Raw genomic sequence first — 12978 nt, forward strand, 5'->3', positions numbered from 1 at the left:
CGCAATGGAAGGGCAAGTGAAACTGGACCGGATCGATATCAGTATTCTGGTTGAACTGCAAAAGGACGGCCGGATGACCAATGTCAGTCTCGCCGACGCCGTGGGCTTGTCTGCCAGCCCGTGTTTGCAACGGGTCAAGCGGTTGGAGTCGGCGGGGTATATTTCCAGCTACAAGGCGCACTTGAACCTGGCCAAGATTACCGATTCGGTCACGGTGTTCACCGAGATCACCCTCAGCGACCATAAACGCGAAGACTTCGCCAAGTTCGAATCCAATATCCGCCTGGTAGACGAAGTGCTCGAATGCCACCTGATCAGTGGTGGTTACGACTACCTGGTGCGCTTCATGACCCGCAGCATCCAGCATTACCAGGAAGTGGTGGAGAGCCTGCTGGACAAGAACATTGGTATCTCCAAGTATTTCAGCTATATCGTCATCAAGTCGCCCGTGCTCAAGGACGGCGTGCCCCTGCGCAAACTGCTGCGCCACTGAAGTCACCTCCAGCTTGCCAAGTCACCTGCACTGCCGATGAGGAGGCGGTGTGGGGATTGGCGTTGCACCACCGATCGACTGCATTTCGACTGAAGCCAATGAGCCGAAGCGCAACGCAGGCTTTCCAACTCATGAAGGGCTCGACCCGCGTTACGCATATTGTCCGTGGCCTTATCAAAGTCACAAGCTAACCAGCGTCGGACTGCGGCATAGGGGGCACGCCGACGCAGAGACTCACAAGGCATGACATATAATTTAACATAATATACATTATGCGTAATATCATGTTACATAATCAGGGGCAGTGCCCGTCAGATTTCAACGGGCAAAACCCCTATTGGCTTCAAACCTGAGCAAACCCTCCATCCACGAACATTTCACTGCCGGTCATGAAGCTGCTTTCATCCGATGCCAGAAATAACGCTGCAGCCGCAACTTCTTCTGCCTGGCCGATGCGCCCCAGGGGAACCTGTGCAGTCATGCCGTCAATGATCGCATCCTTCTGACCAGTGCCTGACAACGCCAGGTCCAGGCCAGGCGTCGCGATCGGTCCGGGCGAAAGTACGTTGACGCGAATGCCGGTGCCTTTGAGGTCCAGCGCCCAGCTTCTGGCGAAATTACGCAGCGCGGCCTTAGTGGCGCTATACACGCTGAACGCTGGTGTGCCCATGGTGCCTGTGGTTGAACCCGTCAAGATTACCGAGCCTCCGGCGCCCATCAATGCCAAGGCCTTTTGCACGGTGAACAAGGTGCCTTTGACGTTGATGCCGAACGTACGGTCAAACGATTCCTCCGTGATCGATCCAATCGGCTGGAAATCCCCCAGGCCCGCATTGGCGAACAACACGTCAATTCGGCCTTTTGCAGCTTTGACTTATGTGAAGATGCGATCCAGGTCGTCCAGGTTTGAAATATCGCCCTGAATGGCAATGGCTTCAGGGCCGATTGCGGCCCTGGCGGTGATTGGCGGGAAATGGAAGCCGTTGGTTCTTTATCATCTGGCAAAGAACGTTCACCGCTATGGTGAGCTACGGCGTGCGATCGGTGGCGTGACTGATAAGGTACTTATCCAGCAACTCAAGGAGCTGGAGCGTGATGAGATCATCGCGCGCGTCGACTATCAGGAAATCCCGCCGAAGGTTGAATACTCGCTGACGCCGTTCGGGCGCTCGCTGGCCACGGCACTGGGGGCGCTGTGTGTGTGGGGAACAGAACACATGGACGCGGTTGAACGCATCAGCGAGCGTCGAATGGCTGCCCTCGCCTGTCTTGAAAGTCGCCCCTCAATATAACTAAAACGCATAACTCAACTAAATAGATATTTAGTTGAGTTATATTTAAACCATTCAATAACCGCTCGACGCCGTCGTTGCCCCACCGACTATCGCAATCCCCGAACTGCTGCCCAGGCGTGTAGCCCCGGCCTCAATCATCTTCACCGCCGTCGGATAATCACGCACGCCGCCGGATGCTTTTACGCCAACGCCGGCGCCCACGGTTTTGCGCATCAGCGCCACGTCTTCTGCTGTCGCGCCGCTACGGCTGAACCCGGTGGACGTCTTGACGAAGGCCACACCCAGGTCCCGGCAGATTTCACACGCCTGGACTTTCTGTTCGTCGTTCAACAGGCAGGTTTCCAGGATGACCTTCAACGGCACGGCGCCGCAGGCCCTGTGGACCGCGGCGATGTCTTCACGCACCGCCTCGAGCAGCCCTTCTTTCAGCCAGCCAATATTGAGCACCATGTCGATCTCCCCTGCCCCGGCGGCAATCGCCCGTTCAGCTTCAAAGGCCTTGGTGTCGCTCAAGCCGGCGCCCAGTGGAAAGCCCACCACCGCACAGATCACCACGTTCGTGTCAGTCAGGCATGAGGCGGCGTAAGGCACTTGCGCGGAGTTCAGGCACACTGAATAAAAACCGTGCTCCATGGCCTCCTCGCACAAGGTGCGGATTTGCTCACGGGAGGCGTCGGGCGCCAGTAAGGTGTGATCGATGTACTTGGCCAATGCTGCGGGTTGAAGAGAGTTCATTTAACGTGCCCTTGCCTGTATGTTGCCAATGATCGTGGGACGCGGTTGTCACAATGCCCACATTTATACGTTACAATAATATCATTAAATGTTACTTATCTAACACCAACAATCAAGCCCTGGAATACGCGTGGACAGTAAAAAAGCCGAGCGACTCAAGCTTATCCAACAAGCTTTGCAGGACCAGAACGCCATCCACCTGCGGGAAATGGCTGCGCTGCTGGAGGTGTCCGAGATGACCCTGCGCCGCGACCTCAACCACTTCTCCGAGCATGTGCGCCTGTTGGGCGGCTACATCACCCGGGTCAGCAGCGAGGCCAGCGATTACCGCGTAGCCGACCAGGACACGCGCCACGTCGAAGAGAAACGCCGTATCGGCAAACTCGCTGCGCGGCTGATACAGCCCGGCGACACGGTGTTTTTCGACTGCGGCACCACCTCGCCCTTTGTCATTGATTTCATCCCCGATGAGTTGGAGTTCACCGCCGTGTGCAGTTCGTTGAACGTGCTGCTCAGGCTGCAGAACAAAGCCAACTGCCACATCGTGCTGTGCGGCGGTACTTTTCACCGCAAGAACCAGGTCTTTGAAAGCAGCGCCGAGAGCAGCATCCTCGACAGCGTGCGCCTGACCTGGGCCTTCGTGACTGCCGCCGGCGTCAGCCAGGCGTTCGGCGTGACGTGCTTCAACTTCAATGAAGTCGAGGTCAAACAAAAGGTTCTGCGCCAGGCCCAGCAACGCGTGTTGCTGGCCGACTTCAGCAAGTTCGACACGGTGCGCACCGCTCACTTCGCCAACCTGGAAGACTTCCAGTACGTGGTCAGCGACAAGAAAATCCCGCGCGCCTATAAAGAAGTCATCCAGGCCAGCGGCGCGCAGCTGCTGATCTAACCCAATAATGTCTGGCGTTCCTGCGCATTCAAGTAACCGGTGGTCACGCTGAACGAGGCGCTGGCCCCGGCCGCCAGGCAGCGCACGTGGCCTTTGGCTTTCTCGGCGTTATAGCCCTCGGGTTCGCAGGTCGATGGCAGCACGAACGCCGCCACTTGCTGATCCGGCGTGTACAGAATCCAGCGTGCCGCGTGCGCGAATTGTTCGGGGCGGTAACGGGTGTAGAACGCCGTGCCCGCCGGATGGTCCAGCAAAAAATGCGCATAGCCCGTGGCGTCTGTGCCCACGTCGTCGAAGAAAAACACGACCTCAGGGTCGTACAGCGCAGGCGTGTCGAGGCTGGCCAACTGGGTTGGATGCTCGGCCAGTTGCGCCATGTAGGCGCTCCAGTCCGGCGTCGGCTTGACGTGGTCCGGCACACTGGTGCGCAGGCGCAGGCGCTGCATGCCCAGTGGCTCGACGAATCGCGCGCCGTCCACGTATGCGTAGTTCATGTGGGCCATGTACATCAGGTCCATCGGCTTGCCGGCCAGGTTCGTCACGTCCATGTCGATATCGAACAAGGCTGAGTCGGCGCGCAGCGTCACACTGGGGCTCGCCCGGTAGCGATCGCCGAATCCCTTGGCGTATTGATACGAGCCGCCCAGGCGCATAAAGCCCTCGCCGAGTTCCAGCCAGGCCGTGTCCATGGGCGCGCAGGGCATTTCGCCGTGCAAGGCATGCGTGTCATCCGGCGCTGGGCATCCGTTGCGCAACAGGCCACTGTGAAACATGAAGCAGCCGTAAGTGTCGATGACCGTCGGGCTTGGCCGGGGCTCGTCGAACAGGTTGCGCATGGTCAGGTCGCAGCCGTCAAATACGGCCGACCAGATCATCTGCCCTTGATACGGCAACACGACCAGACGTCCACGGCTGTTCTCCATGCTCACCGCCAGCACGCCGGACGGATAAGTCCAGGCGCTGACCTTGAAATCCTCAGACTGCAAAAGCACCCTTTCCTGCTCGGCAAACACCGCCCGGTACAACGGGATACGCGTATTCATGAGGCCACCGCCGCGGCTGCATTTGAGGGCAACGCGCCCGGCTGGCGAAGGCATTTGACCGCGTACATCACAATCACGATAAAGCACAGCAGCGGCACGCTGTAGGCCAGCTGCATATTGCCACCGCTGGCGTCGGACAACAGGCCCTGGAAGATCGGAATTACCCCGCCGCCAACAATGCTCATCACCAGCAATGAACCGCCGACACCGGTGTCTTCACCCAGGCCATCGATGGTCAGGCCGTAAATGGTCGGCCAGCACGGACCGAGAAAAATACTCACGCCGACGGCGGCGTACACCGCGGAAATATTCGGCACCAGAATGGTGTAGGCCAGCAGCACAATGCACAGCACCCCGTAGATCGCCAAGACCTTGGCCGGGTGCAGACGCCGCATCAATAGGTTGGCGATCAACTTGCCGACAAAGTAGGCGGCAAAGGTGGTCAGCAGAAACCATGAAGCGCTGCGCTCGTTCATGCCGCCCATTTGCATGGCCAGGCGAATGGTGAAACTCCATACGCCTACCTGTGCGCCCACATACAGAAATTGCGCCAGCACGCCAAAGGTAAACCGCGGGTTACGCCACAGCCGCGCCAGGCTTTTGCGCAAGCTGCCCGAGGTGTTGTCCACGGGTGCGTTGCCTTTGCAGGCCGGGAAACGGGTGATGGCGATCAGGATGAACATCAACACCAGCACGGCGATCATCCACTTGTAAGGCAACAGCGTGGACTGGATCATTTGCAACTGCTGCACCGCCGCATCGGTGGCACTCATCTGCTTGAGCTGTGCAGTGGTGGCATCGGTGTCCTTGAACATCACAAAGCTGCCCACGTAAACCCCGGCCATGGCGCCGAACGGGTGAAAGGTCTGCGAGATGTTCAAGCGCCGCGTCCCGGTTTCCCGTGGGCCCATCAACGTCGAGTAGGTGTTGCACGCGGTTTCCAGGAACGACAGCCCGGCCGCGATCACAAACAGCGCCAGCAGGAACATGCCGTACTTGGCCGTCGACGCCGCCGGGAAAAACAGCAAACAGCCCAGCATGTACAACGACAGGCCGATCAGGATCGTACTTTTGTAGCTCAGGCGGCGCACCACCATCGCTGCCGGAATCGCCACAAAAAAGTAGCCCAGGTAAAACGCCGATTGCACAAAGGCGGTCTGGAAATCGCTGAGCAAAAACGCTTTCTTGAAGTGTGCGATCAGCACGTCGTTCATGCTCGCCGCCGCGGCCCACAACGCGAAGATGCTGCACAGCAGAATAAACGCGAACCAGGGCGTGCGGTTCAGGTAGAACCCATCGGGTGTCTGTTGCAGCGCAGGTTTGTTCATTATTGTTCTCCGGGCTGGATTAAGGAGCCGAGTTAGACGGCTTAGCGCTGTTGCTGGAAGCGCGTGAACGCTTCGCTGTCGGGATAGGAGGTCTGCGTACCCAGCGCCGTCACCGAGCACGCGGAATACGCCACGGCCTGCTCCATGGCATGACGAATATCGCCGTCAAGGGTCCAGTGCTGAATGAAACACCCGATAAAGGCGTCGCCGGCACCGGTGGTGTCACGGGCGACAACCCGCTGGCCCGGCACCTGGAATGTGCCCTCCTCGCCTACGTACAACGCCCCCTGCTCGCCGAGCGTGACGATGACGTGGCGAATGCCGCTGGCCACCAGGGTTTGCGCGGCGACGCGGGCCGAATCCGGTGAGTCGACGGTCAGGCCGGTGATCAGCGCCAGCTCCGACTCGTTAGGGATCAGAAAGTCCAGTTTTGCCAGGTAATCGGCCTCCAGACCAGGCAGCGCCGGCGCTGGATTGAGCAGCACGGCAATGCCATGTCGGTGGGCGAATTCGATGGCGTAGTAGACCGTCTGCAGGTTGATCTCCAACTGCAACACAATCAGCGTGCAGTCACGCAAATCAGCCGCCGCCGCCTCGATGTCCGCCGGCGACAAATATGCATTGGCGCCTTTGACGATCAAGATGCTGTTGTGGGAGTCGGCCCGTACAAAAATCGGCGCCACACCACTGGAAACACCAGGCACCCGTTGCACATAACGGGTGTCGATGCCAAAGCGCTGGAAGTTGGCCAGGGTGTTGTCGGCAAACATGTCGTCGCCGACCTTGCTCAGCATCAACACATCGGCCCCAAGCTTGGCTGCCGCCACCGCCTGGTTGGCGCCCTTGCCGCCACACCCGAGGGCAAACCCCGGCGCTTCGAGGGTTTCGCCCTGGGCCGGCATGCGGTCGATGTAGGTAATCAGATCCACCATATTGCTGCCGATGACTGCGATCTTGCTCATTGCTCTTCCACCTTGTTGCAGCACGACCAGGCAGGTCGTGGCGCTTTTGTTTTGTTATTTAAATAACATTAAGTGTGAATATTCAATCTATTTTTCAGCGCAAAGATCAATGGTCAGCCCGAATGGGCCGTCGCGACAGGCTCACTGCCAAAAAATGTAGCGCCTGTGTAAACGCCACCTTGTAACCCCTCGGGCGGCTCTCTAAGCTGGCCGGTCTTTCGCCGTCACCCGGAACACCCCATGTCTCGAAGCATCGCCCACCTCGCCCTGTTGCTGGGGTTGATCACCGCCATCGGCCCTTTCGCCATCGACAGTTACCTGCCCGCCTTGCCCACCCTGGGCGCGAGCCTGCAGGCTTCGCCGGCGGCGGTGCAGATGAGCCTGACGGTGTTTTTCATGATCATCGGCGTATGCCAGCTGTTCTACGGTCCGCTCAGCGATGTGTACGGGCGCAAGCCGCCGATCTATGCCGGCCTGGTGATTTTCGCCGTGGCCAGTGTCGGCTGTGCCCTGGCACCGAGCATCGAAGTGCTGATCGGCTTTCGCGCCCTGCAAGCCTTCGGCGCGTGCGCCGGCATGGTCATCCCGCGGGCGATTGTGCGTGACCTGTACACCGGCCACGAAGCCGCGCGCCTGATGGCCTTGCTGATGCTGGTGATGAGCGTGTCGCCGATCCTGGCGCCGTTGGCCGGCAGCGTGGTGATTTCACTCTGGAGTTGGCGCGAAGTGTTTGCCGTACTGGCTGTGGTGTCCGTGCTGTGCCTGGTGATGACCATTGTGCAGTTGCCGGAAACCCACCCGGCCGAGCGCCGATTGGGCAAGACCCTGGGCGACGCCATCGGCAGCTACGGCGCACTGCTGCGCGACCCGGTGTTTATCGGCTTGGCGGTGGTCAGCGGCTTTGGACTGGCCACCTTCTTTGTGTTCATCGGCAGCGCGCCGTTTGTGTACATCGAATATTTCGGCCTGACGCCGACGCAATTCAGCCTGTGCTTTGCGCTGAATGCCGCGTCGTTCTTCGCCATGAGCCAAATGACCGCACGCCTGAGCGCGCGCTTTGGTCTGGCGCCGGTGATTCGCTGGTCGGTCATGGCGGTGGCGGCGATCATGGTGCTGCTGGCCGCCACCACGCTGTGGGGCAATCACCTGGCGGTGATGATGACGCTGCTGTTTATCGGCTTTGGCTTTCTCGGCCTGCTGTTGCCAGCGGCCGGCGTGTTGTCCCTGGAGGACCACGGCGCCGTCGCGGGTTCTGCGTCGGCCCTGCTGGGCGCCATCCAGATGATCACCGCTGCCGTGTCCATGACCCTGATTGGGCTGTACGCCGACCATACGCCGGCACCGATGCTGATCGGCATCGCCCTCTGCGCAGTCGCGGCAATGCTGACCACCTGGTGGACACTGCGCCGTTTGCCCGCACATCTACAGCCTTCGCCACGACGCTGATACGCCTCGTCATCCCAGCAGCCAACGCCCTGAATGCACGATTCCCATCAGGGCCACGGCCAGCAGCACCAGGCATGCCACGCGATTGATACCCACGCGGTATTTGAGCGCGAACGCCTGGCGCGCGAGGGCGATGTACCCCGCCAGCACCATAAAGTCGATAAGCACCCACAGCCCGGTCAACCACGCCACGCTGGCGCTGAACGAGTCCGCCACGTGGATGAATTGAGGGAAGAAGGCGACGAAGAAAATGATGTCCTTGGGGTTGGAAATTCCCACCACAAACCCCGTGCTGATACCGCTTCGCGCGCGGCGGGCCTGGATACCTTGCCCAGGTGGATAACGCAACCCCTGGACCGCCAGGTGCAAAATGAATAGGCAGCCCAGAAAGCTGATCGCGCTCAGCACACCTGGACTGACGGAAAAACTCCCCGACAAAATCAGTACCGCCACCAGGGCCAGGATCAGCGATGCCAGGTTGGTGCCCGCTGCCGTCAACAGCGCGCGCCGGCTCCCAAATTGCAGGCTGGTATTGATGATCAGCGCCACCACCGGCCCGGGCGTGACGATCAGGGCCAACACACTGAAGACGTAAATCAGAAGTAACGAGCTATTCATCGCGCTAAAACGCCTCGTGAGGTAAGGCGTGCGAGCTTGCGCCAGGCCGCGCGCGTTGAAAAACGTAAAAGCCTGTGCCCTACTATGAGTATTAATCACAATGAATGACGTCCATGGCCGAACGCCTTCCACCGCTGTATGCCCTGCGCGCCTTTGAAGTGGCGGCCCGTACGTCTTCGTTTACACGCGCGGCGCAATCCCTGTCATTGACTCAAAGTGCGGTTAGCCGCCATATCAAAACCCTCGAGGGCCTCCTCGATTGCCGCTTGTTCGAACGCCATGGGCCTCGACTGAAACTCACCGTTGCGGGCGAACGGCTCGCGCAGGAACTCAAGGTCGGCTTTCGCATCATCGAGCAAGCGTGCGCGCCCTTCCGCGCAGGCACTGGCGATTTACGTTTAAAGGCCCCATCGACGCTGACCATGCGCTGGCTGCTGCACACGCTTGACCTCCTCAAGCTCAGCGAGCCTGAACTGGCGATACAGCTGGCCAGTGTCTGGATGGATTTCGACAGCGTGGATTTTTACGCAGAGCCTTACGACTGCGCGATTTTGCTCGGCAACGGTCAGTTCGGCGCCGATATGCACGCACACAAATTGTTTGATGAATGGTTGATCCCCATTTGCGCGCCTGGCTGGGTGGTCACTGACCTGGCCGAGGCCGAACTGATCCACCCCACTGCCGATCGCCGGGACTGGCGACGCTGGCTGGCCGCCCAGCCGTCTCACGCGCGTATCGACCTGGACCGTGGCAAGGTCTTCGATACGCTCGACCAGGCGATCTCGGCGGCCATGCGCGGCCATGGTGTTTCGATCGGCGACCTGCACCTGGTGGCCAACGATGTGCGCGACGGCCTGATCAGGCTGCCCTGTGCAGCGGCCGTCGCCTCGGGCGATGGCTACTATCTGGTCTGGCCCAGGGAGAGCCGCCACTCACCCAAGTTGCGTGAACTGTACGAGTGCCTGACCGCACTCGTTCCAACCCTGAATTTGCCAGGCCTTGAGTTCTTGCCTGCGGCTGGCTGAAACCATTCGTCGGGCTCGCCCGACATTCACTACAACTATCGCCGCCGGCAAAACTACTAACTCCATAGCACCCTTAAAGACCTATGGAGACTGAGATGACTGACTACCCTCGCCCACCCTTCGCCCCACAAGCCCAATCCGTACCCGGTTCCCAGAAAAAAATGGACCCGTACCCCGACTGCGGCGAGAAGAGCTACAAGGGCTCGGGCCGGCTGGCCAACAAAATCGCACTGATCACCGGTGCCGACAGCGGCATTGGCCGCGCAGTCGCCATTGCGTTTGCCCGTGAAGGCGCCGATGTGGCCATCGCTTACCTGGACGAGCATGAGGACGCCAGGGAGACTGCACGCTGGGTTGAAGAAGCAGGCCGCCAATGCCTGCTGCTGCCCGGCGATATTGCGCAAAAGGCCACGTGCCAGGCGCTGGTCGACAAGACCGTCGAGCAGTTCGGGCGCATTGACGTTTTGGTGAATAACGCCGCGTTCCAGATGACCCACGAAACCCTGGAAGAGATCGAAGACGAGGAATGGGTACGCACCTTCGATATCAACATCACCGCGATGTTTCGCATCTGCAAGGCCGCCCTGCCGCACATGAAAGCCGGCAGTTCGATCATCAATACCAGTTCGGTCAATTCCGACATGCCCAAGCCGACGCTGCTGGCCTATGCCGCCACCAAGAGCGCCATCGCCAACTTCACCGGCGGCCTGGCGCAATTGCTGGGTGACAAAGGCATCCGCGTCAACAGCGTGGCCCCGGGCCCGATCTGGACACCGCTGATCGTGTCGACCATGACTGACAAAGACGTGCAGAGCTTTGGCAGCGAAACCCCGCTGGGTCGCCCTGGCCAGCCGGTAGAGGTGGCGCCGATCTATGTGTTGCTGGCCTCGGATGAAGCCAGCTATATCTCCGGTTCGCGCTACGCGGTCACCGGCGGCAAGCCAATCCTTTAAACCCGGTACACAACCAAGTAAAGAAGGGGGCTTGCTCCCGATAACGGAGGGTCAGTCAGTGAGTCGCTGACCCTGCGTCTTCGGGAGCAAGCCCCCTCTCGCATTTTTGGCTGAAGTTATAAATCAAACCGGTCCACGGCCCGCCGCCGTTCATTGTCGTCGCGTACGTCATAGCTGGCGGTAGTCTGGATATTGCTGTGGTGCGCGAGTTTCTGCGCAATTGACAGGTCATGTTCCTCAATCACCCGGGTGATGAACGAACGCCTGAAATCATGCGGCATGATTTTCACGCCAACCTGTTCGCCGCGTTGACGGGCGATGTAATAAATCGCGTGTTTGGTAATGCGCTCACGGGTGATATGGCTGCCCCGGCGAATGCGGTTGAACAGGAACGTATCGTCCTGCTCGCCGTCCTTGAGCTGCTCGCGACGAAAGTCCAGCCAGGCTGTCAGCTTTTCAAATGCCCAAGCGGGCGCGTACTTGATCAACGCCTTGTTGCCTTTGCCGGTCACGCGCAGGCTGCGCTCTTGGAAGTTGATCTGCGTCAGGTCGAGGTTCACCGACTCCGACTTGCGCATGCCCGACCCATACAAAATGCCGATCACCGCCGCATCCCGCAGGCCCTGTGGGCGTGGGTCGGCGGCGCAGACTTCCATCAGTTCGCGGATCAGGCTGCGACGCAAATTGCGCCCCTGGCCCAGCCGGGTACCGGGAGCCGCCTTGACCGAGCGCATCTTGAGCAGGTGATCCTGGCTGATCAGGCTCATGCGCCAGGCTTCGTTCATCACCCCACGCACGGCATTCACGTACAGCGAAGAGGTGTTGGGTGCGTAGCCGTCCTCGCGCAGTGCGGCGACCAGGGCAATCACGTGTTCAGGCTGCAGCAGGTGCCAGTCGATGTCCTCGAGGTTGATGTCTTCGAAGCCCAGGCGGTCAGCGGCGTCCTGCAACACATAACGCATGGTCAGCTGGCTGGAGGGCGCCAGGCGGGTGAGATAAAGGGTCAGCGGGTTGCGGATAGACTCAGTCAAGGGAGATCAGCCTTTGGATTAAATACCTCAATCAAGCCATTGTTTAATCGAGGTATTTAGTGAATTGGCGAGGGCCGAGTCTAGCGCAGGACCGGCCCTGGCACAAAATCACGGGGCCGTTTCGTCATCCCCGGTAGGGTCGTCGGGCTGAGGCTGGGTCTGGGATTGACTCCACTCGGTGTCCTGCTTCTGCATGAGCGCGAACCAATGCTGGCGCATGAACGCCAGGTAGCTGTCCGGCGCCTTGGCAAAGTCCTTTTCATCGCCATAGCAGCCCGGCAGAGGTAACTCGGTGCCCTGCTCCTTGTACTGACTGACCAGCGCCTGTTGCGCCGCCACGCTGCAATCCTTGGGCAGTGGCATGCCCCGCAAGGCGCCGGCCTCCTCGTCCCACCAGCTCGCGCCAACGCGATCGACGCCGCGCAGGCGGTACTTCTGGGATTTGCCGACGTGCATGATCAGCTTGAATTCGTTCGGGCTGACATCGCTGGTGCAGGTACGCGAATAGCCCACAGTGGCCTGGGTGATGCCGTCGCCGGTGAGGTCGGTGACTTTGGTGGCGGCCATGTCAAAACGCAGCGCGGCGTCGAACTGGCAATGCTGCACATCGTCGTAAAGCATCCACACGCGCTTGGGATGATCGCCAGCGAGCAGGTACTGGGCCGCGTAGACGAACGCCGACTGGGTGCCATCGTCATCGCGTTCGCTGACCTGCTCGGCGAGCACCAGCAGGTTCTTGCCCTGGCTGTCGTCCCAGGTGTAGGCCGCGACCTGTTTGCCACGCACTTCGACGCCTTCGGGCACCTGATCGACCGAGGTGAGCGCCACGCCATCGTCGGCGCGCACGGTTGTGACGCAGGCCACAGCCATCAACAATCCCATCAACGCGGGCCGCAATTGGCCGCGTAAAAGCTGCACGCTATTCATCCGAGTACCCTGGCAAGAGATGGCTTACTTTACCGGCACTTGAGGGGCAATGCAGAGAAGTTTGTTGAATAAAACAGGCGGCACACTGCAAGCTGCAAAAAACGCCGCGGTTTTACCTGTTCAAGGTATCCCCTGGCGCCTCAGTTAGTTAGCTGAACCCTAGCTGTCTACCTGTCAAATAAACGAGTTTTTCATCCGCCTTTCATATTCGTTCAACATTTTTCCGCTTAATC

13 protein-coding genes and 1 pseudogene are annotated in these 12978 nt (G+C 59.7%); 6 read left to right on the forward strand and 8 right to left on the reverse strand.

Annotation, left to right across the window (positions count from 1 at the left end; all coding sequences use genetic code 11):
- Positions 1-4: 4 nt before the first annotated feature.
- Positions 5-493, forward strand: a complete 489-nt coding sequence (locus AB5I78_RS14555; protein ID WP_010449292.1) for an Lrp/AsnC family transcriptional regulator — start codon at positions 5-7, stop codon at positions 491-493.
- Positions 494-836: 343 nt separating this feature from the next.
- Here the strand turns inward: AB5I78_RS14555 and AB5I78_RS14560 are convergent.
- Positions 837-1439 (reverse strand): annotated as a pseudogene (locus tag AB5I78_RS14560) (SDR family NAD(P)-dependent oxidoreductase); the annotation flags it as partial.
- Between AB5I78_RS14560 and AB5I78_RS14565 the strand changes: the two are divergent.
- Positions 1423-1785, forward strand: coding sequence for a winged helix-turn-helix transcriptional regulator (locus AB5I78_RS14565; protein ID WP_369302872.1), 363 nt, complete (start codon positions 1423-1425; stop codon positions 1783-1785). The pseudogene AB5I78_RS14560 and the gene AB5I78_RS14565 overlap by 17 nt on opposite strands.
- 54 nt (positions 1786-1839) lie before the next feature.
- Here AB5I78_RS14565 and deoC read toward each other — a convergent pair whose 3' ends face one another.
- Positions 1840-2523: a deoxyribose-phosphate aldolase gene (deoC, locus tag AB5I78_RS14570; RefSeq protein ID WP_369302873.1), complete on the reverse strand. Its 684-nt coding sequence runs from the start codon at positions 2521-2523 to the stop codon at positions 1840-1842.
- Between the two features lie 130 nt (positions 2524-2653).
- Between deoC and deoR the strand changes: the two genes are divergently transcribed.
- Positions 2654-3412 (forward strand): DNA-binding transcriptional repressor DeoR, encoded by a 759-nt coding sequence (deoR, locus tag AB5I78_RS14575; protein ID WP_145160769.1) that lies wholly within the window; start codon positions 2654-2656, stop codon positions 3410-3412.
- On the opposite strand, the gene AB5I78_RS14580 is transcribed toward deoR, so the two are convergent.
- Genes AB5I78_RS14580 through rbsK form a run of 3 tightly spaced genes read right to left on the reverse strand, consistent with a single transcriptional unit; the run spans position 3409 to position 6745 of the window.
- Positions 3409-4455 (reverse strand): aldose 1-epimerase family protein, encoded by a 1047-nt coding sequence (locus tag AB5I78_RS14580; RefSeq protein ID WP_369302874.1) that lies wholly within the window; start codon positions 4453-4455, stop codon positions 3409-3411. The two genes, deoR and AB5I78_RS14580, sit on opposite strands and share 4 nt — an antisense overlap.
- The gene (gene fucP / locus AB5I78_RS14585) at positions 4452-5783 is read right to left on the reverse strand and encodes an L-fucose:H+ symporter permease (protein ID WP_369302875.1); all 1332 of its coding nucleotides are present in this window, start codon (positions 5781-5783) and stop codon (positions 4452-4454) included. The genes AB5I78_RS14580 and fucP overlap by 4 nt, the downstream gene beginning before the upstream one ends.
- Positions 5784-5824: 41 nt before the next feature.
- Positions 5825-6745 carry a ribokinase gene (gene rbsK, locus AB5I78_RS14590; protein WP_242196619.1) on the reverse strand — a complete coding sequence of 307 codons (921 nt, stop codon included), beginning with the start codon at positions 6743-6745 and terminating at the stop codon, positions 5825-5827.
- A gap of 240 nt (positions 6746-6985) precedes the next feature.
- On the opposite strand from rbsK, the gene AB5I78_RS14595 reads away from it, so the two are divergent.
- Positions 6986-8191, forward strand: a complete 1206-nt coding sequence (locus tag AB5I78_RS14595) for a multidrug effflux MFS transporter (RefSeq protein WP_145160777.1) — start codon at positions 6986-6988, stop codon at positions 8189-8191.
- 9 nt (positions 8192-8200) lie between these two features.
- On the opposite strand, the gene AB5I78_RS14600 is transcribed toward AB5I78_RS14595, so the two are convergent.
- Positions 8201-8809, reverse strand: coding sequence for a LysE family translocator (locus AB5I78_RS14600; RefSeq protein WP_369302876.1), 609 nt, complete (start codon positions 8807-8809; stop codon positions 8201-8203).
- Positions 8810-8922: 113 nt separating this feature from the next.
- Here AB5I78_RS14600 and AB5I78_RS14605 point away from each other — a divergent pair, with 113 nt between their 5' ends.
- Both AB5I78_RS14605 and AB5I78_RS14610 read left to right on the forward strand, forming a co-directional pair.
- Complete coding sequence (locus tag AB5I78_RS14605) at positions 8923-9834, forward strand: LysR substrate-binding domain-containing protein (protein WP_369302877.1); 912 nt, start codon at positions 8923-8925, stop codon at positions 9832-9834.
- Between the two features lie 95 nt (positions 9835-9929).
- The gene (locus AB5I78_RS14610; protein ID WP_145160784.1) at positions 9930-10787 is read left to right on the forward strand and encodes an SDR family oxidoreductase; all 858 of its coding nucleotides are present in this window, start codon (positions 9930-9932) and stop codon (positions 10785-10787) included.
- Positions 10788-10903: 116 nt separating this feature from the next.
- Here AB5I78_RS14610 and xerC read toward each other — a convergent pair whose 3' ends face one another.
- Complete coding sequence (gene xerC, locus AB5I78_RS14615; protein ID WP_242196608.1) at positions 10904-11818, reverse strand: tyrosine recombinase XerC; 915 nt, start codon at positions 11816-11818, stop codon at positions 10904-10906.
- Positions 11819-11926: 108 nt separating this feature from the next.
- Positions 11927-12745, reverse strand: a complete 819-nt coding sequence (locus AB5I78_RS14620; protein WP_242196605.1) for a M949_RS01915 family surface polysaccharide biosynthesis protein — start codon at positions 12743-12745, stop codon at positions 11927-11929.
- Positions 12746-12978: the final 233 nt, after the last annotated feature.

The organism is Pseudomonas sp. N2-3-1-14, from assembly GCF_041228395.1.
Classification (GTDB): domain Bacteria; phylum Pseudomonadota; class Gammaproteobacteria; order Pseudomonadales; family Pseudomonadaceae; genus Aquipseudomonas.